Annotated in this window: 28 protein-coding genes; 16 read left to right on the forward strand and 12 right to left on the reverse strand. The window is 67.7% G+C overall.

Going from position 1 to position 25,967, the window contains the following annotated elements; all coding sequences use genetic code 11:
- Window positions 1-11 precede the first annotated feature (11 nt).
- A complete protein-coding gene (locus tag SCNU_RS01685) occupies window positions 12-812 on the forward strand; it encodes an isoprenyl transferase (protein WP_009677612.1) in 801 nt (266 codons plus the stop codon).
- Window positions 813-874: 62 nt separating this feature from the next.
- Here SCNU_RS01685 and SCNU_RS01690 read toward each other — a convergent pair whose 3' ends face one another.
- Complete coding sequence (locus tag SCNU_RS01690; protein ID WP_009677613.1) at window positions 875-1,609, reverse strand: Clp protease N-terminal domain-containing protein; 735 nt, start codon at window positions 1,607-1,609, stop codon at window positions 875-877.
- Between the two features lie 261 nt (window positions 1,610-1,870).
- On the opposite strand from SCNU_RS01690, the gene SCNU_RS01695 reads away from it, so the two are divergent.
- Window positions 1,871-2,446 (forward strand): hypothetical protein, encoded by a 576-nt coding sequence (locus SCNU_RS01695; RefSeq protein WP_009677614.1) that lies wholly within the window; start codon window positions 1,871-1,873, stop codon window positions 2,444-2,446.
- 179 nt (window positions 2,447-2,625) lie between these two features.
- Here SCNU_RS01695 and SCNU_RS01700 read toward each other — a convergent pair whose 3' ends face one another.
- Both SCNU_RS01700 and SCNU_RS01705 read right to left on the reverse strand, forming a co-directional pair.
- Window positions 2,626-3,042, reverse strand: a complete 417-nt coding sequence (locus SCNU_RS01700) for a Fur family transcriptional regulator (protein ID WP_009677615.1) — start codon at window positions 3,040-3,042, stop codon at window positions 2,626-2,628.
- Window positions 3,039-3,374 carry an ArsR/SmtB family transcription factor gene (locus SCNU_RS01705; protein WP_009677616.1) on the reverse strand — a complete coding sequence of 112 codons (336 nt, stop codon included), beginning with the start codon at window positions 3,372-3,374 and terminating at the stop codon, window positions 3,039-3,041. Before SCNU_RS01705 ends, SCNU_RS01700 begins: the two co-directional genes overlap by 4 nt.
- Window positions 3,375-3,472: 98 nt before the next feature.
- On the opposite strand from SCNU_RS01705, the gene SCNU_RS01710 reads away from it, so the two are divergent.
- Complete coding sequence (locus SCNU_RS01710; RefSeq protein WP_009677617.1) at window positions 3,473-3,925, forward strand: nitroreductase family deazaflavin-dependent oxidoreductase; 453 nt, start codon at window positions 3,473-3,475, stop codon at window positions 3,923-3,925.
- Between the two features lie 20 nt (window positions 3,926-3,945).
- Here the strand turns inward: SCNU_RS01710 and SCNU_RS01715 are convergent, their stop codons facing one another.
- On the reverse strand, window positions 3,946-4,362 hold the full coding sequence (locus SCNU_RS01715; protein WP_009677618.1) for a hypothetical protein: 417 nt from the start codon (window positions 4,360-4,362) through the stop codon (window positions 3,946-3,948).
- Window positions 4,363-4,609: 247 nt separating this feature from the next.
- Between SCNU_RS01715 and SCNU_RS01720 the strand changes: the two genes are divergently transcribed.
- On the forward strand, window positions 4,610-6,001 hold the full coding sequence (locus SCNU_RS01720) for a glycine--tRNA ligase (protein WP_040517320.1): 1,392 nt from the start codon (window positions 4,610-4,612) through the stop codon (window positions 5,999-6,001).
- Between the two features lie 17 nt (window positions 6,002-6,018).
- Here SCNU_RS01720 and SCNU_RS01725 read toward each other — a convergent pair whose 3' ends face one another.
- A complete protein-coding gene (locus tag SCNU_RS01725) occupies window positions 6,019-6,561 on the reverse strand; it encodes a CG0192-related protein (protein WP_009677620.1) in 543 nt (180 codons plus the stop codon).
- Window positions 6,562-6,656: 95 nt separating this feature from the next.
- Here SCNU_RS01725 and SCNU_RS20505 point away from each other — a divergent pair, with 95 nt between their 5' ends.
- Complete coding sequence (locus SCNU_RS20505; protein WP_009677621.1) at window positions 6,657-6,812, forward strand: hypothetical protein; 156 nt, start codon at window positions 6,657-6,659, stop codon at window positions 6,810-6,812.
- A gap of 11 nt (window positions 6,813-6,823) precedes the next feature.
- On the opposite strand, the gene SCNU_RS01730 is transcribed toward SCNU_RS20505, so the two are convergent.
- Window positions 6,824-7,495 carry a phosphoribosyltransferase gene (locus tag SCNU_RS01730; protein ID WP_009677622.1) on the reverse strand — a complete coding sequence of 224 codons (672 nt, stop codon included), beginning with the start codon at window positions 7,493-7,495 and terminating at the stop codon, window positions 6,824-6,826.
- Window positions 7,496-7,521: 26 nt separating this feature from the next.
- Window positions 7,522-8,148, reverse strand: a complete 627-nt coding sequence (locus SCNU_RS01735) for a pyridoxamine 5'-phosphate oxidase family protein (RefSeq protein ID WP_009677623.1) — start codon at window positions 8,146-8,148, stop codon at window positions 7,522-7,524.
- Between the two features lie 207 nt (window positions 8,149-8,355).
- On the opposite strand from SCNU_RS01735, the gene SCNU_RS01740 reads away from it, so the two are divergent.
- The gene (locus tag SCNU_RS01740) at window positions 8,356-9,762 is read left to right on the forward strand and encodes a WS/DGAT/MGAT family O-acyltransferase (protein ID WP_040517321.1); all 1,407 of its coding nucleotides are present in this window, start codon (window positions 8,356-8,358) and stop codon (window positions 9,760-9,762) included.
- A 66-nt stretch (window positions 9,763-9,828) separates the two neighbouring features.
- On the opposite strand, the gene SCNU_RS01745 is transcribed toward SCNU_RS01740, so the two are convergent.
- The gene (locus tag SCNU_RS01745; protein ID WP_040517322.1) at window positions 9,829-10,728 is read right to left on the reverse strand and encodes an alpha/beta fold hydrolase; all 900 of its coding nucleotides are present in this window, start codon (window positions 10,726-10,728) and stop codon (window positions 9,829-9,831) included.
- A gap of 213 nt (window positions 10,729-10,941) precedes the next feature.
- Here SCNU_RS01745 and SCNU_RS01750 point away from each other — a divergent pair, with 213 nt between their 5' ends.
- The 6 genes from SCNU_RS01750 (at window position 10,942) to SCNU_RS01775 (ending at window position 15,432) form a co-directional block, all read left to right on the forward strand.
- Complete coding sequence (locus SCNU_RS01750; RefSeq protein WP_009677626.1) at window positions 10,942-11,253, forward strand: GlsB/YeaQ/YmgE family stress response membrane protein; 312 nt, start codon at window positions 10,942-10,944, stop codon at window positions 11,251-11,253.
- A gap of 160 nt (window positions 11,254-11,413) precedes the next feature.
- Window positions 11,414-12,169, forward strand: coding sequence for a hypothetical protein (locus SCNU_RS01755; RefSeq protein ID WP_009677627.1), 756 nt, complete (start codon window positions 11,414-11,416; stop codon window positions 12,167-12,169).
- A 163-nt stretch (window positions 12,170-12,332) separates the two neighbouring features.
- Window positions 12,333-13,160 (forward strand): mycofactocin-coupled SDR family oxidoreductase, encoded by an 828-nt coding sequence (locus SCNU_RS01760; protein ID WP_009677628.1) that lies wholly within the window; start codon window positions 12,333-12,335, stop codon window positions 13,158-13,160.
- Window positions 13,161-13,318: 158 nt separating this feature from the next.
- Complete coding sequence (locus tag SCNU_RS01765; RefSeq protein ID WP_009677629.1) at window positions 13,319-13,804, forward strand: cold-shock protein; 486 nt, start codon at window positions 13,319-13,321, stop codon at window positions 13,802-13,804.
- A 42-nt stretch (window positions 13,805-13,846) separates the two neighbouring features.
- Window positions 13,847-15,106, forward strand: coding sequence for a deoxyguanosinetriphosphate triphosphohydrolase (locus tag SCNU_RS01770; protein ID WP_050792735.1), 1,260 nt, complete (start codon window positions 13,847-13,849; stop codon window positions 15,104-15,106).
- Window positions 15,107-15,180: 74 nt separating this feature from the next.
- Window positions 15,181-15,432: a (4Fe-4S)-binding protein gene (locus SCNU_RS01775; protein WP_009677631.1), complete on the forward strand. Its 252-nt coding sequence runs from the start codon at window positions 15,181-15,183 to the stop codon at window positions 15,430-15,432.
- A 3-nt stretch (window positions 15,433-15,435) separates the two neighbouring features.
- Here SCNU_RS01775 and SCNU_RS01780 read toward each other — a convergent pair whose 3' ends face one another.
- Together SCNU_RS01780 and SCNU_RS01785 are read right to left on the reverse strand one after the other, a co-directional pair.
- On the reverse strand, window positions 15,436-16,605 hold the full coding sequence (locus SCNU_RS01780; RefSeq protein ID WP_009677632.1) for an MFS transporter: 1,170 nt from the start codon (window positions 16,603-16,605) through the stop codon (window positions 15,436-15,438).
- 161 nt (window positions 16,606-16,766) lie between these two features.
- Window positions 16,767-20,144 carry a DEAD/DEAH box helicase gene (locus SCNU_RS01785; RefSeq protein ID WP_040517324.1) on the reverse strand — a complete coding sequence of 1,126 codons (3,378 nt, stop codon included), beginning with the start codon at window positions 20,142-20,144 and terminating at the stop codon, window positions 16,767-16,769.
- 180 nt (window positions 20,145-20,324) lie between these two features.
- Between SCNU_RS01785 and SCNU_RS01790 the strand changes: the two genes are divergently transcribed.
- Window positions 20,325-21,227: an NADP-dependent oxidoreductase gene (locus tag SCNU_RS01790; protein ID WP_040517433.1), complete on the forward strand. Its 903-nt coding sequence runs from the start codon at window positions 20,325-20,327 to the stop codon at window positions 21,225-21,227.
- Between the two features lie 101 nt (window positions 21,228-21,328).
- Entirely contained in the window at window positions 21,329-22,921 is a 1,593-nt protein-coding gene (locus SCNU_RS01795; RefSeq protein ID WP_009677635.1) for a class I adenylate-forming enzyme family protein, read from the forward strand.
- A gap of 10 nt (window positions 22,922-22,931) precedes the next feature.
- On the opposite strand, the gene SCNU_RS01800 is transcribed toward SCNU_RS01795, so the two are convergent.
- Window positions 22,932-23,906 carry an NYN domain-containing protein gene (locus SCNU_RS01800; protein ID WP_083812523.1) on the reverse strand — a complete coding sequence of 325 codons (975 nt, stop codon included), beginning with the start codon at window positions 23,904-23,906 and terminating at the stop codon, window positions 22,932-22,934.
- A gap of 197 nt (window positions 23,907-24,103) precedes the next feature.
- On the opposite strand from SCNU_RS01800, the gene SCNU_RS01805 reads away from it, so the two are divergent.
- Both SCNU_RS01805 and SCNU_RS01810 read left to right on the forward strand, forming a co-directional pair.
- Window positions 24,104-24,487: a TIGR03618 family F420-dependent PPOX class oxidoreductase gene (locus tag SCNU_RS01805; protein WP_009677637.1), complete on the forward strand. Its 384-nt coding sequence runs from the start codon at window positions 24,104-24,106 to the stop codon at window positions 24,485-24,487.
- 90 nt (window positions 24,488-24,577) lie between these two features.
- Window positions 24,578-25,024: a hypothetical protein gene (locus SCNU_RS01810; RefSeq protein ID WP_009677638.1), complete on the forward strand. Its 447-nt coding sequence runs from the start codon at window positions 24,578-24,580 to the stop codon at window positions 25,022-25,024.
- 108 nt (window positions 25,025-25,132) lie between these two features.
- Here SCNU_RS01810 and SCNU_RS01815 read toward each other — a convergent pair whose 3' ends face one another.
- The gene (locus SCNU_RS01815) at window positions 25,133-25,840 is read right to left on the reverse strand and encodes a DUF6319 family protein (protein WP_040517326.1); all 708 of its coding nucleotides are present in this window, start codon (window positions 25,838-25,840) and stop codon (window positions 25,133-25,135) included.
- Window positions 25,841-25,967: the final 127 nt, after the last annotated feature.

A 25,967-nucleotide genomic window follows, 5' to 3' on the forward strand; every position in this document is an offset into this window, starting at 1 on the left:
GGCCGGAACTGATGGCCCGTCTCACCCGCCGCGCGCGGCCGGCCGCCGCACCGAAAACGGTACGACCGCCCGACCCGCACCCGTCTGGCGCGACGCCGCCGGAGATCCCCGCGGAGCTGGTGCCCAGGCACATCGCGCTGGTGATGGACGGCAATGGACGCTGGGCCAAGGAACGCGGACTGCCGCGCACCGAGGGCCACAAGCGCGGCGAGGCGGTGCTGATGGACAGCGTCTGCGGGTGCATCGAGATGGGTGTGACGCACCTGTCCGCGTACGCGTTCTCCACCGAGAACTGGTCGCGGAGTCCCGAAGAGGTCAAGTTCCTGATGGGCTTCAACCGGGACGTGATCCGACGTCGCCGGGACGAGATGAACGAGATGGGCGTTCGCGTCCGCTGGGCCGGACGTCGACCGAAGCTGTGGCGCAGCGTCATCAAGGAACTCGAGGTCGCAGAGGAGCTGACCGAGGACAACACCGTCATGACGCTGACCATGTGCGTCAACTACGGTGGGCGGGCCGAGATCGCCGATGCCGCGCGGGAGATCGCCCGGCGCGCGGCCCGCGGGGAGATCGACCCCGAGCGCATCACCGAGGCGAGCTTCGCGAGGTACCTCGACGAGCCGGACATGCCCGATGTCGACCTCTTCCTCCGGCCCTCCGGCGAACAGCGGCTGTCGAACTTCCTGCTCTGGCAGAGCGCCTACGCCGAGATGGTCTATCAGGAGAAGCTGTTCCCCGACTTCGACCGTCGTGACCTCTGGGCCGCGTGTCTGGAGTACGCCAAGCGCGACCGCCGCTTCGGCAGCGCTTAGCCCCGGGCTGATCGAGCAGGCGCAGGAGCGGAGCGAGGCGAGCGCATCGAGATCGCGCAGGATCAGTCGTCGCGCACCGTCGAGAACTGGGCCAGCAGCTCGACGAGGTCTCGTTCGAACGCATCGGCGGCGACACCCGCCTCGGTCAGCGGACCCGATCCGTTCTCCACCTCGAGCAGTGCGAGCATGATGTGCTCGGTGCCGATGTAGTTGTGTCCCAATCGAAGTGCCTGACGGAAGGTCAGTTCGAGGACTTTGCGCGCGAGCGCGTCGTACGGGATCACCTCGGGCGTCGCGGTGGGCGCGGGCAGTGCGGCGGAGACCGAGGTGGCGAGCGCGTCGACGTCGACGTCCGACTTGGTCATCAGGGCCACGGCCAGTGATTCGCGGTCGTCGAGCAGCCCGATCAGCAAGTGCGCCGGTGTGACCTCCGGGTTGCCGGCCGCCTTCGCCGCGTTGTGCGCGGCCGCGGCGACATTGCGGGCGCGCGGCGTGAATTGGTTGAAGCCCTGTGATGGATCGAGGTCGCCCGCCGTGCCGGGATCCTTCGGCGTGAAGCGCTTCTGCACGGCTTGCTTGCTGACGCCCATGCTGGCGCCGATCTGTGTCCACGACGCGCCGGTGCGGCGTGCCTGATCGACGAAGTGGCCGATCAGGTGGTCGGCGACGTCACCGAGATGGTCGGCGGCGAGCACGGCGTCGGACAGTTGGTCCAGCGGATCGTCATGCACCTTCTTGATCGAGGAGATCATGTCGTCGAGTCGGATGGTCGGGGTGATGGGGGTCTTATCAGCCATGCGTCAACTGTAGGTTGACGGCTGTCATTCGTCAACCATGAGTTGACGATGGAGCCGATTCCTCGCGGTGCGCGTCTGAAACAACATGGGGGAGTACGGAGTCCACACGCGCCGCGACCTGGCGGCGGTCGGCTACGACCGCGCGATGTTGCGCCGGGCGATCGCCTGCGGCGATCTGCTTCCGATTCGGCGTGACTGGTACGCAGATCGGACGCACCATCCCGACGTCGTGTCGGCGGTGCGCGCCGGTGGCGTCCTCGGTTGCGTGTCCGCGTTGAACTGCACGGTCTGTGGGTCGCACCCGGCTATCCGGAGATGCACATCAGGAGAAGCAAGGCGCTTCGCGGTCCGGGTTCGCTCTCGGGATGCAGCCCGTTCCGCGGTCGCCCGCTGCCGACGCCGACGGCCGTCGACCCGGTGGTCTACGCATTGGCCTGCGCCGCTCGCTGCATGACGGGCGAAGACTGGATCGCGACTTGTGACTCGTATCTGAATCTGCGCGGGATCGACGTGGAGGACCTCCGCGCGGACATCGCGCCGCACGGTGGCGCCGGGGTCAATGCGCTGCTGGACAAGACGGATCGGCGCTCACAGTCGGGAACGGAGAGCATCGCGCGGGTCCGTCTCCGCGCCTTGGGATTTCACGTCATCGTTCAACCCGCCGTCGACTATCGCGTGTATCGCGGTCACGCCGATCTGCGCATCGGGAGGCTGTTGATCGAATGCGACAGTGAGCGCTTCCATTCCGGTCAGAAGGACCGAGTGCGCGACTACCAGCGCGACCGCGCTCCTTGGCTGCCGGGTGGGAGACCATCCGCATCGCGTACCCCGAGGTGATGCACGAGTGGGACGGGATCGTCGAGGACATTCGCGCGTTCACTGACGGGCGCCGCCATCGAATCCGGAGCCGACGATCCTGCGGCGCCGTTGAACCGACGGACTATTGACCGCCGCGTCCCCCTGACACGAACTCCTGGACACATGGTCCACGAGACGGTGCCACGGGGACTCTCAGGTCAGTGCTTCCGCGAGCAGTCCGCGCACACGCCGAAGATCTCGACGGTGTGGGAGATGTCGGAGAATCCGTTCTCCGAGGCGACGCTGTCGGCCCAGCGCTCCACCTTGTCGGCCTTGATCTCGACGGTGGTCCCGCATTCGCGGCACACCAGATGGTGATGGTGTCCGGTCGAGCAGTGCCGGTATCGCGTCTCGCCGGACCCGTCCCAGATCGCGTCGATCTGGTGCGCGGCGGTGAGGGCCTGCAGGTTTCGGTACACCGTGGTGAGGCCGATCGACTCGCCGCGGTCGCGCAGTTTGTCGTGCAACTGCTGCGCGGACAGGAAGTCGTCGGTGTCCGAGAGCACGTCCGCGATGGCCGCACGCTGCTTGGTCGAGCGCTGGCCGGTGACAGGCTTCTTGGCGGTGTCCGTCATGACTCCGGCTCCGGCTGATGCTCGGTCGCGTGAATCACCGCGTCGACGACGATGTGCGAGACGTGGTCGTCGGCGAGGGAGTACTCCACCTCGCGGCCGCGTCGGCTGCCGACGACCACTCCGGACTCCTTGAGCACGCGCAGGTGCTGACTGACCTGCGGCTGATTCAGCTGAAGGTCGTCGACCAGTTCGTGCACGCACATCGGTCGATGCCGAAGAGCCATGACGATGGAGACGCGCGCGGGCGAGGCGAGGGCGCGCAACAGTTCACTGGCTGCGCCGTGTGCCTGACGATCGGCGATCAGTGACGGCGGCATCACCGAGTGGGTCATTGCTGCTCCTTCGGAATCGGCGGGCTGGGTCCATCCTAAGGGAATTGATTTTCATTTGCCTCAACCGTGGCCGGGCGGCGCGCGTAGGGTTCCCAGGTATGACCAGCATCGGTGCGAAGGCTTTGCAGACACGATGGTTCGTCCGGTCGCCGATCCCGGTGTTCCGTGCCGGCCTCGGCTTTCTCTTCGGTGGTCGCCTGCTCCTGTTGCAGCACACCGGTCGCAAGTCCGGCGAGGCGCGGTTCGTCGCACTCGAGACGGTGGAGCGCCCCGCCGATGATCGGATCGTCATCGCCTCGGGATTCGGCGAGAAGTCGCAGTGGTACCGGAACCTGCAGGCCGACCCGCGCTGCCGCGTCTGGATCGGCTTCGTCCGGAATCGCGCCGCGACCGCACGGGTGCTGTCCTCGGCCGAGTCGGCGGCCGTTCTCGAGCGCTACCTCCGCGACCACCCGAAGGCCTACGCCGAACTCTCCGGCGTCATCGAACAGTCGACCGGCCTACCGATCGATCAGATCCCGTACATCGAGCTCCGACTATCCGCGTCCTGACCCTGTCGCGACCGCGCGCGTCAGCAGGTCGCCATGGCGTATCGGCCGCGGGCGGAGTCGGACGAGTCCAACGTGCCGTTGACGTAGACGCGGCACGCGGCGAAGTAGCCGTCGGTCTGGATCGTCGCTCCGGTCAGCTGATATTTGGAGCGCGACGTGAACGAGACGACGCCGTACCAGCCGGTGCGGTCCTCGGTCCGCGCAGGCAGGCTGACTCGTGACCGCTCCTCGAGGTCGTTGTCGGCGTCGTACCAGTACGCGCCCTCGTTGTTCTGGACGTCGCTGTAGAACTCGTATCGGACGCCGTCTCCGACGGTCGGAAACTCTGTGTCGGCGCCGGCGGGAGCGGCGGTGACGAGTCCGGCAGTGACGACCCCGGCAAGGGCGGCCGCGGCGGCGACGGTTCCGGCGATTGCGGTGCGATTGATGAAGGACATGACATTCCTGTCGTTCGGCGACGAGGCGCTGCACCTCATCGAGTGCCGTCAAGCTACGTCGCACCTACGACATTTCCGGCGACTCAGACGATCGGACGACACCGGACTCGCCGGTGCCCGGCAGAGCCGTCGAGCCGAAGGACACCGGCGGCCGCCAACCGACTACGCTGTATGACGACGTGCGCGACCACCGTCGCGCGCTCTGACAGTTGTCCGTGAACACCTACGTCGTGGAGATCAGAAAACCGTGGCTGTGCAGTCCAAAGTCGATGCCGTCGTCAACCTCGCCAAGCGGCGTGGCCTGGTGTACCCCTGCGGTGAGATTTACGGCGGAACCCGCTCCGCCTGGGACTACGGTCCCCTGGGCGTCGAGCTGAAGGACAACATCAAGCGTCAGTGGTGGCGCACGATGGTGACCTCGCGCGACGACGTGGTGGGCCTGGACTCGTCGGTGATCCTGCCTCGTCGCGTGTGGGAGGCCTCCGGTCACGTCGAGGTCTTCACCGACCCGCTGGTCGAATGCACCAACTGCCACAAGCGTCAGCGTCAGGACCATCTGCAGGAGGCCTACGCGCTGAAGAAGGGCATCGACGACCCGGACACGGTCCCGATGTCGGAGATCGCGTGCCCCGAGTGCGGCACCAAGGGCCAGTGGACCGAGCCGAAGGCGTTCTCCGGTCTGCTCAAGACGTTCCTCGGCCCGGTCGACGACCAGGAGGGTCTGCACTACCTGCGCCCGGAGACCGCCCAGGGCATCTTCGTGAACTTCAAGAACGTGATGACCACCGCGCGTCGCAAGCCGCCGTTCGGCATCGCCCAGATCGGCAAGAGCTTCCGCAACGAGATCACGCCGGGCAACTTCATCTTCCGCACCCGTGAGTTCGAGCAGATGGAGATGGAGTTCTTCGTCAAGCCCGGTGAGGACGAGGAGTGGCACAAGTACTGGATCGACGCGCGCCACAACTGGTACGTCGACCTCGGCATCGATCCGGAGAACCTGCGCCTGTACGAGCACCCCAAGGAGAAGCTCTCCCACTACTCCAAGAGCACCGTCGACGTCGAGTACAAGTTCGGCTTCGGCGGCAATCCGTGGGGTGAGCTCGAGGGTGTCGCGAACCGCACCGACTACGACCTGTCGACGCACAGCAAGGCCTCCGGCGAGGACCTGTCGTTCTTCGACCAGGCGTCGGGTGAGCGCTTCACGCCGTTCGTGATCGAGCCCGCAGCGGGCCTCGGCCGCTCGATGATGGCCTTCCTCTGCGACGCCTACACCGAGGAGGAGGTGCCGAACGCGAAGGGCGGCACCGACACCCGAACGATGCTCAAGCTCGACCGTCGTCTCGCGCCGGTCAAGGCCGCGGTGCTTCCGCTCTCGCGGAACGAGAAGCTCTCGCCCAAGGCCCGCGACCTCGCGGCCGAACTCCGCAAGCACTGGAACATCGAGTTCGACGACGCGCAGGGCATCGGCAAGCGGTACCGGCGTCAGGACGAGATCGGCACGCCGTTCTGCGTCACCGTCGACTTCGACACCCTCGACGACCAGGCGGTGACCATCCGCGAGCGCGACACCATGAGCCAGGAGCGGGTCGCCCTCGACAAGGTCGTCGAGTACCTCGGCGGCAAACTGATCGGCGCCTGAACGTCGTTCATCGGGGACTACCGCAGGGCGGCGACCACGCCATGACCGCCGTCCCACTCCGCGACCAGCCAGGCGCTTCCCGACACCGGTGACGCCAGGTCGTCGCTGAGCGCGAGTGCCGCGGTCTCGCCCGGGGTCCCGTGCACCTGGAGTCGGACGGGGGAGTCGAGCGGGACGACGGTGCCGTCCGCCTTCCGGACTTCCAGCTCGGCCTGTGGCTGCTCGCCGCGCATCGCGCGCACAAAGCAGTCGACGGCCACCGGATCGGCGGCCGCGTCGTAGATCCACCGGTCGCCGAGCACCGAGTGAGCCATCGTCGAGATGAGGTACTCGTCGGCGCCGGCCAGCGGCGTGCCCCGGTAGGTGAGCGGGATGTGCAGGGTACGACCGTCGCGCGAGGCGAGCAGCGCCTCGACTCCGACCTCGCCCGCCGGATCGTCGAACCGGTACCCGCCGATCAGCTCGACCTCGCCGGTGCCGCCCCATGGCACGCTGTCGAGGTAGTCGGTGACGAGTTCGAGTTTGGTCGGCGAGATCGTCGCCTGATGAAGCAGTGCCATGCGATGAGATTAATCGGCCCGGTGGCGGTGCGCCTGCGCCACGGCCGATCGGGCATGTCTACTGTCTCGGGTAACCCCGTCGAAAGGACCGGAACGTGAATCCGAGGATCGTCATGATGCTCAGCGCCGTGCTGATGATCATCGCGTCGGGCATGATGGTCGGTCAGCGGGAGTGGGTCATGCTGGCGGTGGTGCTGCCGATCTGGCTCATCATCCTCGGCGTGTGGTGGTACCGCCAGCGCGCTCGTTAGCGAGAGTCCCGTCACTCGGGTGGCAATCGCGACAATACGTCGACGACGCGCTCGTCGGTGAGCTGCCGGAAGTCGTAGTACGCGCTGCCGACGCCGCTGAAGCGGTCCGGGGTGTACGGGCAGACGACGGAGTCGGCGCCCGGGAACATAGTGCCGACGTCGGCCGGTCCGACCGGAACCGCGACGACGACGCGTTCCGCGCCGCGGCTGCGCAGTGATCGGATCGCGACGGTCACCGTGGTGCCGGTGGCGACGCCGTCGTCGACGATCACGACGCGTCGGCCGGTCACCGACGGCTGCGGACGCCCGTGGCGATAGAGCCGATCGCGGCGTCGCAGCTCGATGCGAGCCGAGTCGATCGCCGTGGTCAGGTCGTCCTCGGTGGTGCCGGTCGCGCGGACGACGTCGTCGTTGACGACCACGGAGTCGTCGACCGCGATCGCGCCCACCGCCAGTTCGGGCTCCCAGGGCACGCCGAGTTTGTGCACCAGGCAGACGTCGAGCGGCGCGTCGAGGCGCTCGGCGACCGGCGCCGCGACCTCGACGCCGCCGCGCGGCAGCGCCAGAACGAGCACGTCGTCGTCGCTGCGAAAGTCGGTCAACGCCTCGGCCAGGACCTCGCCCGCATGCTCGCGGTCCCGGTAGCGGCGAGCCGGGAACACTCGCGCTATCACGGTCTCCACGTTAGACCGTGTCGACGGGCCGACCGTCAGGTCTGGTCGCGCGAGGCGAGTTGTCGTTCCAGGTCGGCGACGCGGTCCTGCAGGCCGTGGATCTGGTCGATGTACGGCTGCACGCGTTCGCGGACCTGCTCGGCGGTGTACTGCGGCACCACGCTGCGCGAACAGTTCCAGTCGAAGGCCTCGACCTCGATCACGATGCTGCGTTCGCACCGCGCCGTGATCCGGCCGTCGTCGACCACGCTCAATCGCTCGAGCAGTTCGGGGTCGGCGTCGCCCTCGATCACCGTCGCACGGCCGAAGACCTTCAGCCGAGATCGGAGCGGATAGTCGGCGATGAAGAGTGCGACCCGGTCGTCGGCCTCCAGATTCCCGACCGACACGAACTGCTGGTTGCCGCGGAAGTCGGCGAAGCCGAAGGTGTTGTCGCCGAGGTGGTGGACGAATCCTCGCGGTCCGCTGCGGTACTGGACGTACGGCCATCCCGACGGCGTGACGGTCGCCATGTGGAACGCGAATGCGTCGGTGAGCATGCGACGCTCGCGATCGGTCACCTGCTGCGGCCCCTCGTCGGGGGTGTCGAGGCCGGCAGGGTATGCGCCGCGCCGCGTGGCCGACGCGTCGCCGAAGACGAGGTGCTGGTAACGATGTCCCACGAGGTCAGAGTAGTGTCGCGTGGCGAAGGTGTTTCCGGGAAGGACGGAGGGCCGTGATGCAGATCGCATATCGTCTGCGTCCGGCATCCAATACTCAAGGGGCGCTGACCGATTCGTCCGGTGGCGGATCTGTCCGAGTCGGGTGGGCAACTACACTACTGTGCAGTAATTAGAACAGGTTCTAATCCCGCGCTATCCTCCATGCTCATGGAGCGATTGAGCGGCCTGGATGCCAGCTTCCTTTACCTTGAGACACCCGAGCAACTGATGCATGTCTGTTCCGTGATGGTCCTGGATCAGGACACGGTTCCGGGCGGGTACTCGTTCGCCACCTTCCGGTCGACGCTCGACGAGCGCGTGCGGAAGGTTCCGCAGTTCACCCGGAAGATCCGCCGCGTTCCGCTCGATCTCGGGCACCCCGTCTGGGTGAAGGACGAGCACTTCGCCATCGACCATCACCTCCACCGGATGGCGCTGCCCTCGCCGGCCGGGCACGCCGAACTCATGGAGATGTGCGGCCACCTGGCCGGACTGCCCATGGACCGGGGGCGCCCCCTCTGGGAGATGAACGTCATCGAGGGCTATCGCGGGGAGGACGGCAGGGAGAAGCTGGTCGTCTTCACCAAGATGCACCACGCCACCGTCGACGGTGCCTCCGGAGCGAATCTGATCTCGTATCTCTGCAGCCTGGAGCCGGACGCTCCGCCGCTCGCGACCGACGAGATCGCCATGGACGGTTCGTCGCCGGGGTCGCTCGAGCTCTTCGGCCGCGGGGTCGTGAGCACCCTGGCGCGACCGCTGTCGATTCCCAAGATGCTGAGTCCGTCGCTGGGGCTCATCACCGAGACCATCAGCCGTGCTCGGCGCGGCACCGCGATGGCGCCGCCGCTGACCGCGCCGCGGACTTCGTTCAACGGCACCATCACCGGGCACCGCACCATCGCCGTCGCGGACATGGACCTCGAGGACATCAAGGCCGTCCGCCGCGCCACCGGCGCGACCGTCAACGACATCGTGCTGAGCATCGCGGGCGGCGCTCTCCGCGACTATCTGCTGGAGCGGGACGAGCTTCCGGAGTCGTCGCTGCTCGCCACGGTTCCGGTGTCGGTCCGCGGCGAGTCGAAGCGCGACGACGGCGCCAACAAGGTGTCGGCGCTGTTCACGCACCTCGGCACGGACATCGAGGATCCGCTAGAGCGGCTCGCGGCGATGACCGAGGCGAACAAGCACGCCAAGGATCACCACAACGCGATCTCCGCCGACACGCTGCAGGACTGGGCCGAGTTCGCCGCGCCCCGGACGTTCGGGCTCGCCGTGCGGGCGTACGCCGGACTCCGGCTCGCCGAGAAGCATCCCGTCGTGCACAACCTGGTGATCTCAAACGTCCCGGGCCCGCCGATCCCGCTCTACTTCATGGGTGCCCGCATCGACGGGATGTATCCCCTGGGACCGGTCTTCCACGGCGCGGGTATCAACATCACCGTGCTCTCCAACAACGGTGTGGTGCACGTCGGCATCATCGCGTCCGAGGAGAGCATGCGCAGCCCGGAGAAGCTGGTGGCGCACTTCCCGGCCGAGCTGGCGCGACTCAAGGCCGAGGTCGTCGACGAGTAGTCCGCGCATCACAGACGGGCGACGGCCGGCCGCGAATCGCGGCCGGCCGTCGCCCATGTGCAGCTGTCAGTTCGGCACTGTGCGCTCGCGCCAGCGCGCGAGCACCACGTTGCACGCGTGGCTGAACACCGGCACGAACTTGTCGGCGTCCATCACGCAGCAAGAGTGCCCGGCATCCACCTCGTGCATCGTCGCACCCGGGATCCGCTGGGCCATGGCGATCTGCCGGGCCGGGGGAATCGCCTTGTCCCGCAGGGGCACCACGACCGCGGTCGGCACGTCGATCTGGTTGATCCACGGGCGCGTGTGATGCTTGCCGATCGCGCCGACGGCCTTGCCCACCGCGATCGGCGACGTCGAGCGGAACTCGTTGAGGGCCCACCGATTGATGTCCACCGCGGGGTCGACCTGGGCGGACTGGACGCGGCCCGCGCGCCTCGGCGATCCGTAACCGGGCACGCGGGCGGCGATGCTGCTCATGCCGTTGTGGAAGGCGCGCTCGGTCGCCGTTCGCTGAAAGACGTCGGTCGACGCGCACAGCACCAGGCCGCCGACGCGCTCCGGATGCTGTCGCCAGACGCGCTGGGCGATCAACGATCCCATCGAGAAGCCGGCGAACATCGCCTTCTCGATGCCGAGGACGTCGAGGAGGGCGACGGCGTCGTCGGCGCAGTCGCGGAGGCTGAACTCGTCGGACTTGATGCCCCTGCCGTGCCAGCGCAGATCGAGGGTGATCACCCGGAACTTCTTCGAGAGTTCGGGGATGCTCGGGAACCAGGTCAGCAGACCGGTGGTCGTCAACGCGTGGAGCAGGACGATCGGCGGCGCGTCGGGCGTCGGGCCTGCGGTGTCGGTGACGTACGTCGAACCACGGCCCGGCAGCTCGACCACCCGGCCCTCGGGAATGTCGACTTCGGGCAGTCGAATTCGCACGGACAGCCGCGGATCTCGTCGAGCAGAACTCATTGTTGACCCTTTCGTCCCGGACCTCCGGTGACTAGAACACGTTTCACTTTCAAGCACTATGCCATGGAGTCGACACACGTTGTTGTCCGATGTCGCCTCGTGGCGTGAACGAGCGCTTCGGTGACATCCAGATAACGCTTTGCGTCATCCGATCAGATGAATCACGGTGTCTCGTAGTGTCGGTCGCACGCCCAGGAAAGGGGAGTGAGAGGCATGGACACCTTGGCGGCAGCAGAGATTCTGGCGCGTTCGTCGGTCGCCACGAACGTCGGTTGGATCAGTTACCTGTTCATCGGAGCGATCGCAGGCTGGATCGCCGGAAAGATCGTCAACGGCGGCGGTTCGGGAGTCTTGATGAACATCGTCGTCGGCATCGCCGGCGCGTTGATCGGCGGATTCCTGCTCAGCTTCTTTCTCGACACGGCGTCCGGCGGATGGTGGTTCACCTTGCTGACAGCTGTGCTCGGCTCGGTGATCCTGCTCTGGATTGTGGGGAAGATCCGGGGCGACTCCACCGGCGCCTGACCGGGTGCGCACGACGGCGGCGGCTCCGGCCAGTCGGCTGGAACTGCCGCCGTCTGCGGTTTCTCCCACGGGTCTCGACTCGGTCTCGAGGTAGGGCGTTCGGGTGAATGACGACACATACTCATTCGAAACATCAGCCACTTCAGCTCGGGAGGCCACATTGAACACCAGATTTCGTTTCACTCTCGCGGCGATCGCCGCATCCGCTGCGCTGCTCGGAGGCGCGGCGGTCGCACCCGCCGCGCACGCCGATGCCGCCGGCGAATCGGTCGCGGCCAAGGCGGCGCTCGACGATCTGGCCGCACAGCCCACCGATGCGGCGTCGGTCATCGACTCGATCGAAGCGGCCAACGCCACCCTCAAGAAGCTCGGCATCACCCCGTTCACTCCGACGAAGGGCTTGTGCACCGACCTCACGCTGCCGTCGGCGGTCGGCGGGGCGATGCCCGGGTCGACCACCCCGCTCCTCGGTGATCTGAACAAGAAGTACGGGATCAAGGACAAGGACATCAACGTCATCAAGAAGGGTGAGGTCCTGTACGGATTCGTCCCCGTGAGCAAGTTCCCGGAGACGAAGGACAAGTCCGGGATGCGCGTCGCCTGGTTCAACGTCAACACGTTGCAGGGCGGCTTCGGCGAACCGATGGCCGGACTCGCGGACTCGATCCTCGACGGGGTCTCGGCGAGCTTGACCGCCGCGGGCGTGAGCGGCGTCGTGAAGTCGATCGCGATGTCCGCGCTCAAGGCGACCGTCGGCCAGATCCCGCTGAACGGGGCTCGTGGAGCCATCGTGAAGACCGGATCGGGCACCGTCTTCTCGGCGATCTACGGCACCATGCAGAAGCCGGGCGACAAGGCGGATTCGCCGGTGACCTGCTATTACTTCCCGTCACTCGGCATCGCCACGGTGAAGTAGCCGACGCGGAGAGCTGACCGCACCGTCCCCGTGAGCGGCGCCCATGGACATATCGTCCGCGAGCATCGCTCACGGGGACGATTGGGTCAATGCCCCGTTCGATACCGCGCCGCCGGGCTGAGCGGGACAATGGAATCCCGGGGTCGAGTCGAGGAGGCGGGTCATGGATCTGACTGGCAAGGTGGCTTGGGTGACCGGCGCAGCGCGTGGTCAGGGTCGATCACATGCGCTCGCCCTCGCCGAAGCGGGAGCACACGTGGTCGTCACCGACATCGGAGCGCCGATCGACAGCGTGTCCTACTCGCTCAGCAGTCCCAACGATCTCGCCGAGACCGCCCGCGAGATCAAAGCCGCGGGTGGCTCGGTGACCGCGGCGCAGGTCGACGTCCGAGACCGGACTTCAGTGAACACCCTGGTCTCGCGCATCCGAGACGAGCGCGGCCGCCTCGACATCCTGGTTGCGAACGCGGGCGTCTGCTCGTTCGAGCCGGTGGAGTCGATGACGCACCAGCAGTGGGCCGACATGATCGACACCAATCTGACCGGCACGTTCAACTGTGCGCAGGCGGTGCTGACTCTGATGAAGGAGCATCGGTTCGGCCGGCTCATCGGCATCTCGTCGGGCGCGGGCCGCGGCGGCATGATGCACCTGAGCCACTACGCGGCGAGCAAGTGGGGGATCATCGGGTTCATCAAGTCGCTGGCGCTGGAGGTCGGTGCGTACGGGATCACCGCCAACGTCGTCTGCCCGTCGTCGGTCGGCACTCCGATGGTCCTCAATCCGGCGACGATGAAGCGATTCTGCCCGACCGTCGAGCATCCGACCGAAGACGACCTGGCGCAGGTGTTCGCCGGCTGGAGCCCGCTGGGCGTTCCGTGGCTCGCACCCGAGGACGTCACCCGCGCGGTGATGTATCTGATCGACGATCCGGGCGTCGTCACCGGCACGGTCGTCGAGGTGAATCTCGGCACGACGGCGTCCAGGCAGTAGCGAACTGACTCGCCAGTAGCGATCGGGTACTGAAATTCCGATCACTACCAGGCATTTCAGCTCGGTCGACGGGCCGAAATGAGGCATAGTTGTAGACGGGTGCGTCGCGCGGACAAGGGGTTCGCGATGTGGGCGCAGCTGAAGAGAGAGAGTTTGTGGTGGCTGTCAACGGTAAGGTCGTGCACTTCGACACCAACCGGGGATTCGGATTCCTGGCGCCCGCGGAGGGCGGCGACGACGTGTTCCTGCACATCAACGACGTGGGCATCGACGAGAGCCTGCTGCGCCCGGGCGCGGAGGTCGAGTTCGACGTCGAGAGCACTGATCGCGGCGCGAAGGCACTGAACGTCAAGGTCACCAAGGAGGCTCCGGAAGGCGAGTCGCCTGCCGCCGAGCGCGCGCAGCGCCGCGAAGAGCGTGGCGGACGCTTCGGCGACCGGCACGACCGCGGCGACCGACGCGACGACCGTCGCGGCGGACGCGACGACCGCGGGCCGCGTCGCTCGGCGCCCCGCGGCGGCCGGCTGTTCAACGAGATCACCGAGCTGCTGCTCGACGCGTCGCCCGATCTGACCGCGCGTCAGATCGTCGCGATCCGCTCCAGCGTGCTCGACCTCGCTTCGCAGCGCGGCTGGTCGGACTAATTGCCTGACGCCGATCGGTCGGCGGGCGGACCGCCCGTCGCGATGTACGACGCCCACGACCTCGAACGGATGGTCGTCGAGGCACCGAAGATCGCGGCAGGAGCGAACCCCGCGACCGATCATCGCAGCGACTTCGCCCGCGACCGCGCCCGCGTGCTGCACAGTGCGGCATTGCGGCGGCTTGCGGACAAGACGCAGGTCGTCGGCCCGCGTGAGGGCGACAACCCGCGAACGCGTCTGACGCATTCGCTCGAGGTCGGTCAGATCGGCCGCGGTATCGCGATCGGTCTGGGCTGCGATCCCGACCTCGTGGAGCTGGCCGGGCTGGCGCACGACATCGGGCATCCGCCCTACGGACACAACGGGGAACGCGCGCTCGAGGAAGTGGCGCGCGATCACGGCGGCTTCGAGGGCAACGCGCAGAATCTGCGCATCCTCACCGCGCTAGAACCGAAGATCGTCAGTCCGGACGGGGGCAGCGCCGGGCTCAATCTCACCCGCGCCGCACTGGATGCGACGCTCAAGTATCCGTGGTCGCGCAAGGCGCCGGGCACCAAGTACGGCGCGTACGTCGAGGACGAGCCCGCACTCGCGTGGGTCCGCGACGGTGCACCCGACGGTCGACGGTGCCTCGAAGCGCAGGTGATGGACTGGTCCGACGACGTCGCCTACTCGGTCCACGATCTCGAGGACGGCGTGATCGGCGGACGAATCGACCTGCGCCAGTTGAGTTCTCGCGACGACCAGCAGGAGCTGGCCGAACTCGGCATGCACTACTTCGACGGCCTCACCCCCGCCCCGCTGGTCGACGCGGCACAGCGGCTCTCGGAGATGGAGATCTTCGCGTCGCTCGGCGAGTTCGACGGCTCCCTCGACGCCTACGTCCGTCTCAAGCGGTTGACCAGCGAGCTGATCGGCCGATTCGCCTCGGCCGCGATCACGCAGACGCGTCGCGCCGAGGGCACCCGACCGCTGCGCAGGTACGACGCCGACCTCTCTGTTCCGGCCGACGTCGCCGCCGAGGTCGCCGTGCTGAAAACGCTCGCGCTGCGCTTCATCTTCTCCGACCCACGACACCGCGCGAAGCAGGACCGCCAGCGCGAACGCGTCCACCGCGTCGCCGAGATGCTGCTGGTCACCGCGCCGGGCGGCCTCGACCCGATCTTCGCGGCCGACTGGAACGTCGCCGACACCGACAACGCCCGCATGCGCGTGATCGTCGACCAGATCGCCTCGATGACCGAGGGACGCCTCGAACGTCTCGACAAGTCGAGCGCCGAGGTCCAGGCGCACCTGGGGTAGTGCCGTCGCCGTTCCCGTGCCCACCGACTCCCGACGCGGCAGGATGGACGTACGTCAGCCCGGAGGAGTCAGCGATGAGCGATCAGGACCCGATCAAGGAGTATCCGACAGACGGCGTCGTAGTGACGTGGGAGCCCGGGCGGTGCAGGCATGCGCGCGAATGCGTTCGCGGTCTGCCGCAGGTGTTCGACCCCCAGCGACGACCGTGGATCGACGCGGACGCTGCGACGGCCGAGGACCTCGTCCGCGTCATCGACCGTTGCCCGAGTTACGCGCTCGGCTATCGCACCGCCGATGGTCGTGCGCGGGTGGCGCCGACGGACTGACGGTCACCGACCGTCCAGCACACCCCGTCGCAGCTGAATCGCCCGAATCCCCGCGCACGCGACGGCCAGCGCGGCGAGCACGATCATCGGTGCGTTGATCCCGACGGCCGGGGCGATCACCCGCAGCAGTACCGGCAGTCCGAAGCCGAGGTACGTCCCGACGTAGAAGATTCCGGTGGCGAGACCCAGTTTCTCGGTCGGCGCGAACGTCTCGACGTCCAGCAGCCCTTCGCGCAGGCACAGTCCGTATCCACCGCCGAGCAGCACAGATGCGACGAGGAAGGCGACGGGGCTGGGGTCGGATCCCGACGCCGCGACCACCGCGAATCCGGTCGCCGACAGCATCGCCCCGCTGACTCCGGCGCGCGGGCCCCACGTCGCGCGACGGGCCACGACCTGGACGACGAACCCGGAGCCGAGCGCCAGGACTGCGGCGACGCCCGGCACCCACGGACCACTGAAGCTCGACATCCGCCCGGCCATGATCACCACCGATGCGGTCACCGAGGCGAACACCCAGAGCGACATCGGCAGGCTCGTCGCCAGGGCGCGCGACAGGCTGCGCGCCACCGGTGCGCCGCAGGATTCCTCGACGACCTGGTCGGTGACCGTCGCACGTCGCGAGTTGGGCACCGCGAATCCGGCGACGACCGCGAGCAGCGACCCGACGACCGTGACCGCGAACGGTGCGAACAGCGCGGCACCCGCGGTGAACTGGGCGATGAGCCCGGAGATCAGCGGGCCGATGGCGAAGCCGCAGGTGAGACTCGCGCCGGCCAGGACGGTTCCGCGCCTGCCGCCGAGGTCGGCGCTCCACGCGGTGCCCGCGCTGACCGCGAGTCCCACGCCGAGTCCGACGGCGAACCGGCCGACGAAGACACCGGGCTCGGTGTGCCACACCAGCATCAACAGGTTGCCGAGCGCCGCGCCGGTCGCGCCCGCGAGCACGATCGGCTTCCGGCCGACACGGTCGGAGATCCCGCCGCCGGTCAGCAGTCCAGGAAGCAGGCCCACCGCATAGATCCCGAACGCGCCTTCGAGCGCAGCGTCGCTGATCCCGTTGCGGTCGTGGAGAACCGGCATCATCGCGACGAAGTGGTTGGTCGCCCACCCGGTGGTGAAGAGCAGTGCGAGGACGGTCGCGAGGTTGCGGCGATCGGCGGTGTGGGGCATTGAGCGGTGGCGTCCTCGTCGTCTGCGGTAAGCGGTCGCTTACAGTGTGTCATCCGATCGTAGGGACCGCGTCAGCGGTAAATGAATCCCCGATTCGGGGGTGTACTTGGCCTGACAGGCGAAATCTGCCCGAATCGGGGATTCAAATACGACGACGCGCCTCAGCTCAGCAGCCCGCGCACGTCGTCGGCGGTGATCGCGCCGGAGAAGGCGCCGCCCTCGTCGAGGAGCGCGTCGAACAGCTCGCGTTTGCGGGTCTGCAGGTCGATCACCTTCTCCTCGATCGTCCCGGTGGAGACCATCCGGTACACCGTGACGGCGCGGTGCTGGCCGATGCGATGGGCGCGGTCGACCGCCTGGGCCTCGGCGGCCGGATTCCACCAGGGGTCGGTCATGAAGCAGTAGTCCGCGGCCGTCAGGTTGAGGCCGAAACCGCCGGCCTTCAAACTGATCAGGAACACTCGGGTACGACCGTCGGTGAACTGTTCGATCTGCTTGGCCCGCTTGGTGATCGCGGTGGAACCGTCGAGGTAGCTGTAGGGGATGTCCTCGGCGTCGAGTCGGCCGGCGATCAGTTTCAGGAACCCGGTGAAGCTGCTGAACACCAGGGCGCTGTGACCCTCGTCGATGAGCATCGGCAACTGCTCGGAGAGGTACTCGATCTTGGCGGAGTTCACGTTCGCGTGCTCGCCGTCGACCAGAACCGGATGCAGGCTCAGCTGCCGCAGCCTCGTCAGGGCACGCAGCACCTGGATGCGGTTGCCGTCGAAGTTCTCGAGTAGCCCGAGGAGCTGCTGACGGTCGCGGGCCAGATAGGTGTCGTACACCTTCCGATGCTTCGGCTCCAGCTCGATTGGCAGCAGTTGCTCCTGCTTCTCGGGCAGATCGACGAGCACTTGATCCTTGGTGCGGCGCAACATGATCGGACGCAGGCGGCGGCGCAGGATCTCCAGCCGCTCCGGCGCCTGACCGCTCTCGATCGCGTCCGCGAAATGTTCCTTGAACAGTTTCGGCGAGCTGTACAGACCCGGTGCGACCACCGAGACCAGCGACCACAGCTCCATCACCCGGTTCTCCATCGGCGTACCGGTGATGGCGAGCTTGAACGGTGCGTCGAGCCGGCGCGCGGCCTGGTAGGTCTTCGAGTTGTGGTTCTTCAGGAACTGCGCCTCGTCGAAGATCGCGCCGGTCCAGTCGACGTCCGCGAAGGCGTCGTAGTCGATCCGGAGCAGCGCGTACGACGTGACTACGATCCGGGCGTTCACCACCCGCTCGGTCAGTGGTGTGCCGATGCGTTTCTCCGTCGCGGGGACGGTGACCATCTCCAGGCCGGGGACGAAGCGGTGGATCTCGGCGGCCCAGTTGGCGATCACGCTGGTCGGGGCGACGACGAGGAACCGGGCGTCCGGCCGGTCGTCGACGACCTGCTGGATCAGCGCGAGCGTCTGCACCGTCTTGCCCAGGCCCATGTCGTCGGCGAGGACGCCGCCGAGCCCGTTGTCCCAGAGGAAGGTCAGCCAGTCGAGGCCGTCCTGCTGGTACGGCCGCAGCGTCGCGTCCAGTCCGACGGGCGGTGTGACGGAACGCGGTGGCTTGGCCGCCGCCAGCCGCGCGATGCGGTCGCGCCAGTCCTTGAGCTGGTCGTCGACCACGCCGAGTTCCAGCAACTCGTCCCACAGCGACGCGTTGAGGGTGTGCGCCGAGACCCGGTCGCCGTCGATCTCGCCCATCTCGCGGGCTTCCTCGAGACGCTCGCGCAGCGTTTGGAGGGCCTCGATCTCGAGGGAGAAGTACGTGCCGTCGTCGAGCAGCATGTGCGTCTCACCGGACGCCAGGGCCGAGATGATGGTGGTGATCGGGATCTTGTGGCCGTCGACGTCGAGCGCGACGTGGAGGTCGAACCAGTCGCTGCGGGCGTCGCCCGCGAAACTCAGGACCGGGGGTGCCTCGGCGGGCCGGTAGTCCGGGGGCGAGCCGACGACCTCGACGCGGACGCGGCCGTCGGCAATGAGCTTCGGCACGACCTCCGAGCAGAGGATCGCCACTTCGAGCTGCGTCAGCGGTACCGGCATGGTGCGGTACTCGGGGATCGAGTCGAACGCGGCGGTCACCGTGCAGCCTCCGCGGAGCTGTCGGAGCACGGCGTACATGCGGTTGAACCGCCGGTAGTCGGAGCGATACCTCTGCAGTCGCTTCTCGAGCAGATCGGCCGCGGCGCCGACCCACCGGTGGCTGCCGCGGGCGACCACCTCCAGCTCCGGCCGGATGCTCTCCCACATGGCGCGCTCGGCCGCGGCGTTGCGAAAACGGCCCTCCGACGACCCCTGCGCCGGGAACTCGTGGATCTCCCCGTCGGCCTCGTATCCGGTGGACCAGGTCGCGGTGGCCCGATCACCCGTGTCGATCCGCAGGATCGGGAACGGCCCCGTGAGGTCTGCGGCGGGGAAGGCGTCGGGATCGACGACTACCGGCCGCTCGGCCTGCAGCGTCGGGAGCGCGGCGCGGAACTCGGTGAGCTCCTCGTCGGCCACCTCCAGCGGAACGCCGCTGACCAGCAACATCGACTCGGTTGCGGTGAGCCGGGGTGTCGGGCTGAGGTAGAGGACGTCGTCGAGTTCCTGGGCGATGCCGTGTGCGCGCGGACGGCCGAGCGGATACCGGTAGCGCTCGGCGGACGCGGGCACCGGCTCGCCGTCGACCAGCGTCTCCAGCGACACGTGCACACCGGCGCTGTGGGCGGTCACATGCAATCGGGTCGAGACGTGATCGCCGAAGACGACGGTGCTGCTCTTCGACGACTTGCCGTTCACGAACGCCACCCCGGCGTCGCGGACGTCGTCGAGCAGCTTCCAGATCCCGGGCGGGGCGTACATCAGCGACATCTCGTCATTGATCGACGGTCCCTGCCTGCTGATCGCGAGGGCAGAGGCCAGCCGCGTGAGAGCGTCCACTGCCCTCGGCGGATGCCGGTCGGCGAGCTGGCCCGACAACAGCGTCTTCCACGTGAGACGCGTCTTGACCCAGCGGCCCTGTTCGTTCGCGGTCAGCGGGCGGATCCGCACGGTGTCGGCGGTGCGATAGTCGCGGTGAACGGTGAACTGCAGCGCCAGGGGAAGCTCCGGTCCGTCGGGGACGGTCTGGCCGTCGTCGGAGGACTTGGCGACCTCGTCGACCAGTGTGCGCCAGCGGGACAGGGGCAGCGGCGAGGCGCTCGTCGACGTCTGCGGCCGGTCCGACCTCTCGAGGCTGTCGCGGGTCGCAGCCATGATCAGCGCCGCGCAGTGCTTGCAGCGAATCGCGACCGGGCACGTGCAGCTCGCGGCGACGTGCGGTTTCGGTCGACTCCAGTCGACCCTGACCTTGCAGCGATACCGCTGCGTGCCGGAACCCAGGGAGACACCCGTGAGCACACCGTCCGACCAGCTGATCTCGACGATCATCCCGTTCTCGGCATACGACCGAGCGCGCTGCACAGTCCGCGTGTCGAAGGCGCCGAGAACGGCGTCGACCTGTACGGCGGTCCAGTCGGGTGCGGTCATCAGACCCAGAGTAGTCGCGCGCGGGGACGGGCCGTCGTCGCCGTGGCTCCGATCACTTCTCGGGCGGACTCGGAACCAGACGTGCACGACCGGGCGTTCCTCCTCGGAGACCTCTCACGCCCCACCGCTGCGATCAGCGGTGCGGCGGAGGCACCGTCGACCGATTCGAAAGGCTCCCTCATGAAAGCAGCGCTCATCCATCGCACCGGTTCACCGGAAGAGTTCCAGGTCAGCGACGTGGAAGTGCCCACGCCGGGCGACGGCGAGATCCTGGTTCGGGTCGCGGCCTCGGCGGTGAACCCGGTGGACGTCAAGACGAGGTCGGGCTTCCTTCCGTTCGAGATCGCGTTTCCGGCGACTCTCGGCTGGGACGTCGCGGGCATCGTGACGGCGGTCGGTGAGGGAGTGGATCGGTTCTCGGTCGGCGACGCCGTGATCGGCATGGTGTGCCAGCCGATGCGGGGTGCTGGGACCTATGCCGAGCAGGTGGTCGCCGATCAGTCGTTGTTCGCCGGAGCGCCTGCGGGGGTCGACCTCGTCGACGCCGCCGCCATCCCACTCGGCGGCCTCACCGCGAGGCAGCTGGTGGACGATCTCGCCCTCGATGCCGACGACACCGTCGCCGTGATCGGTGCGCGGGGTGCGGTCGGACGCATCGTCGTGCAGCTGCTGGTCGCCGCGGGCATCAGCACGGTGGCGGTGGCACGCGACGCTGATCGCGAAGACCTGCTGGCGCTCGGCGCGACCGAGGTCGTCACGTCGACTGATGAGCTGCCAGGCGCGTCGTTCGACGCGGTCGTCGACACCGCGGGCATCGGCGACGCCGCTCGCGATCTGGTCGTCGACGGCGGCAAGCTCACGATGATCTACGACGGCGAGTACCCGGCGCCCGCGCGCGGTGTGGAGCCGAAGCGCTGGTTCGTGCAGGAGAACGGCGACCAGCTCCAGGAGTTGTCGGACGGGGTCGCCGCGGGAACGCTGACCGTGCCGGTGTCGTGGCGGTTCCCGCTCACCGAGGTGGCAGAGGCCCACACGGTGTTCGAGGCCGGCGGGATCCGCGGCAAGATCGTCCTGGTTCCGTAGAGAGTCGCGTGACTGCTTCTGCCAGAAACAGTCACGCACGCTTGTTTTCTGCGTTACGGTCGGCTCACTTCCATGAGTCACGCAGCGCAAGGAGTTCCTTGATGTCCGGAATGCGTCCCGACCTGTCGGGTATCGATCCGCTCACCGTCAACCTCACGCACCGGGTGTGCATCGGCGATCTGCTGACGCGCAGCGCCGCCCACTACGGCGCGCGGATCGCGCTGGTCGACGGCGACGTCGAGGTCTCCTACGCCGAGTTGGAGGCTCGGGCGAACGCGCTCGCCCGCGGAATCCTCGATCGCGGCTACGGGCGGGGCGACGCGATCGCCCTGCAACTGCAGAACAGCTGGCAGTTCGTCGTGTCGTTCTTCGCCCTGGCCAAGATCGGCGTCGTCGCTATGCCGCTCAACCTCCTGCTCTCGCCGTCGGACGTCGCCTACCAACTCGCCGACAGCGGAGTCCGCGCGGTGATCACCGAGGACGTCTTCCTCGGTGTGCTCGGTCCGGCGATCACTGAGGCGGTCGGCGGGACGGTCGGCGAGGTGATCGTCGTGGGCGCCGCGCCGTCGGACGTGGCGGGCGTCCCGGCGATCGCCTACGACGATGTCTTCGCCGAGGACCGCTCGACGGTGGAGACGATCGTCGACGACCGCGACATCCTGCACTGCCTGTACACCTCGGGAACCACGTCGCGCCCCAAGGGCGTGGTGACCTCGCATGTCGCCGTCCAGATCGGCGTTCTCGGCTCCGCGCTCGGACTCGGTCTGCGGCCGGACACCGAACCCGCGGTCCAGCCGATCGTCCTGCCGCTGTTCCACGTCACCGCGCTCGATGCGCTGCTGCTGCCGTCGCTGACCGTCGGCGCGACAGTGGTGCTGCTGCGTGGGTTCGACCCCGCGGCCCTCGCCGCGGTCTTCACTCAGCGGGCCGTCACGCACCTGACGATGCTGCCGATGATGTGGGCTGCGCTGCTGCAACAGCCCGGACTCGACGACGGTGACACCGACAGTCTGGTGACCGGGCTCTACGCGATGGCGCCGATGCCGGCAGAACTCCTTTCGGCGCTGCGGGCGCGCTTTCCGAACGCCGCGATCATCCTCGGCTCCGGGCAGACGGAGACCACGCCCGCGTCGGAACTGCAGTGGTCGGGGCACCAGGGCCGCAAGGACAATTCGTGGGGGCCGGCCACAGTGGCGACCGACATCGCCATCATGGGCGGCGACGGAACATTGCTCCCGATCGACGCGGAAGGTGAGATCGTCTATCGCACACCGCAACTCATGGAGGGATACTGGAACAACCGCGACGCGAACACCACGGCCTTCGCGCACGGTTGGTTCCACGGCGGCGACATCGGATACCTCGACGACGAGGCCGTCGTGTGGTTCACCGACCGCGCCAAGGACATCATCAAGTCGGGCGGCGAGAACGTGTCGTCGGTGGAGGTCGAGCGGGTCCTCCTCGGCCACGACGCGGTGGTCGAGGTCGCGGTCGTCGGAATGCCCGACGAGCACTGGGGCGAGGCGGTCACGGCGTTCGTCGTCGTGACCGGTGAGGCGAGCGGTGAGCAGATCCAGTCCTGGGCCCGCGACCGGCTCCCCGGATTCAAAGCGCCGAAGAGCGGCATCGTGGTCGACGTCCTCCCGAAGACCGCCACCGGCAAGATCCAGAAGCACCTGATGCGGAAGCGGTGAGCGCGGGCGCTCACCCCAGGTCGTACCTCTCCCAGAAGCGCGCACGCAGCCGGAAACGGATGCGCTCATCGACCGTGTAGCGGTCCATCGCCTCGGAGGCGTCGAGCAGCAGCGCGCGGTCGATGTCGCGGGGGATGGACGGACGGGTGCTCTCGAGGGCGGCGGTCTCCTCGGGGGTGGCGCTCTTGCGGAACGCCGACAGCACGCGGTCGACCACGCCGTCGATCACTTGCTCGTGCGCGGCATCGTCGAACTCCGGGAGCACGTGGGCGACGGAGCCGGTGGTCGAGCTGTACGCCAGGACGCCGGTCGGAGCCGGGGCGGGCGTCGCCCGTGCGGCGGCGGAAGCGGCCGCGGCGTCGAGCGGGGTGCGCGGCGCGGGCTTCGGCGGCCCCGGCTTGGCGGTCACCGGCGCCGACGGTTTCGGCGCGGGCTGCCGCTCGACCTTGAGGATCGATTCGTCGAGTGCGAGGCCGTCGATCCGGTGCAGGTCGTCGGCGGCGCGGATGAGGTGACGACTGACGCCGTGGGACTTTCCGTCGGCGGTCGGCACCGCCAGCAGGATCACCTGCACGCCGTGCACCTGCGCCTCTTCGACGGCTTCGGTGAGGTCGTCGTCGCCGGACACCAGGAAGAAGACGTCGGAGGTGTTGTTCCGGGCGTGTGCGACGAGGTCGAGGCCGATGCGCAGGTCGACGCCCTTCTGTTCGCCGTTGACCCCGAACCGGCCGAGCCGCAGCTTCACCTTCGCGAGTTCGCCGATCCGCTGCTGGAGGGGATTGGGGACGCCGTTGTCGGCGGAGTCGTACCAGTGCACCCGGAGCGTCGGCAGTCCCGACAGTTTCTCCGCGGTCTCGATGAGTGTGTCGATCAGGCGCGAGTACTCGACGTTGATGCCGTTCCGCAGTGATGTCCCGGTGACGCGCGTGGCGGCCGACGCTAGAAGGTATCCGGTGTCGATGTACAGGCTGCAAGTCGGGCGCATGGCGTCACTATCGCACGTACCGAGCACGGTGTCGGGTCCTTTGCCGGCTCGCGGTCCGATCATGTTGATACGCAACCGGACTCGGAGCGGCATTGGTGAGAGCGTAGGAGCGTAGCGGCGGAGCGCACCAGACCTGCTGTGCACCGCCCCGATCAGGACTACCGTCCCAGGCAGAGACCAGACCGAAGGGATCTGCCATGCTCACCTCCGACCTCCGCCGCGTCCTCGACAGCGCCGCGATCGCTCACCTCGCCACCGTCTCCGCCGACGGGGCACCGCATGTCGCCCCGGTGTTCGTCGGCACCGAAGGCGACCGCGTCGTCGTCTTCACCGGCCCCGACTCCAAGAAGTCCCGCAATCTGCATCGTGATCCGCGGGTCGCGCTCTCCGTCGCGACCGCAGACGATCCGTTCACGCCGGTGGTCGTGCGCGGTCGGGTGATCGAGTGGATCGACGGCGACGAGGCCTGGGAGATCGTCGACCGCGTCGCGGGCAAGTACATCCCGGTCCCGTATCCGCGCGACGACGCGCGGGTGGTCGCCGTGATCGAACCCGAGGTGCAGCGAGTCGGAATGGGCTGAGGCGAATCGGTCAGATTTGGAGAAGCACAGCGACTTTCACGGCCGTAACGTTCGAGCTGCGGACACGACGTCCGACACGGAGAAGAGGAGATGACGATGTCCGGACCGGGTTTCTCAGATCAGGAACGCGCGGCGATGCAGCAGCGTGCCGCCGAACTCAAGGCGACCAAGGGCGTGAAGGGAGCTGCGAAACGAGCACGTGAATACGACGCTTGCCTTGCCGCGATCGGCGAACTCACCGGCACCGACCGTACGATCGCCGAACGACTGCATGTCATCGTGTCCGAAGAGGCGCCCGAGTTGAACGCCAAGACCTGGTACGGCTTTCCGTCGTACGCGCGCGGCGACGATGTCATCGTCTTCTTCCAGCCCGCGTCCAAGTTCGACAGCCGTTACGGCACCATCGGTTTCAACGACGGCGCGACCCTCGACGACGGCGAGTTCTGGGCCACCTCGTTCGCCGTCGTCGACATGACCGCGGAGGCGGAGGAACATTTCCGCAAGCTGGTGCGCAAGGCGAACGCCCCCGTTGGTTGAGCGACCGCCCCCATCCGTTGGTTGAGCGACGGGCCCCATCCGTTGGTTGAGCGAGCGGAGCGAGTCGAAACCCCCCCGGTACCCCTCGCGAGCCGAACCCCGCCCGACCTACTCCGCCGCACCCTCCAGCGCAGCCAGCGCCTCGCGCGCCGCCTGCAGCTCGCGGCTCAGCTCTTCCACGCGTCGCTGAGCTTCCTCCCGCGCTGCGTTCAGCACCGACGACGCCGCGTCTAGAGCCGCGTCGTCCCCGAGTTCCCGCATCGCGGACTCGACGGAATCCGGTGCGACAGTCCGTGATCGCGCGGGCTTCCGTCCTCCGCGCGTCACGGAGACGGACCATTCGTTGTCGGCGGATCCGAAGACCGTCACCGTGACCGACGACGGCGCCTTTCTGGTACTCGCACGTCGAACAGGCTTGGCCGCGGCAGGCTTCTTCGCCGGCGTGGCATCGGCGACCGTCGGCGTCGCCGCGACGGTCGGGCTCTTCGGAGCCGCACCAGAACCAGACGGTGTCGGAGCAGCACTCTTCCGCGGCGCCGCCTTCTTCGGCTTCTCCGGTGCCGGCGGCGGGTTCTTGGTGATCCGCAGTTCGTCGGCCTCGTAGGGGAGCTCGTCGTCGACTCCGCGGGGCTTGATCGTCACGGTCGTCCCCGAGATCGACAGGACCCGCGCAGAGGCGCCCGGTGTCAGACCGAGGCTCGGCGTGCCCTCGCGCAGATACACCGTTGCTCGTTTGCCCTCGGCGAGAGCGGCGGCGAGCGTCGTCAGGTCGTCGGGGGTGAGCGATTCGGATGCCTGGCGGCGACGCGGGGGCATGGGGCGGGCCTTTCTCGTCGAACAGCTGCTGTGAATACTGTGCCACAGCGCTACGACATGATCGCACAGGTGTGCGAGAAATCTTGTCTGACCTGTCCCGATGCAACGACCGCTGTGAGCAGGTATC

Origin of the sequence: Gordonia neofelifaecis NRRL B-59395 (assembly GCF_000192435.1) — a bacterium.
GTDB classification, from domain to species: Bacteria; Actinomycetota; Actinomycetes; order Mycobacteriales; family Mycobacteriaceae; genus Gordonia; species Gordonia neofelifaecis.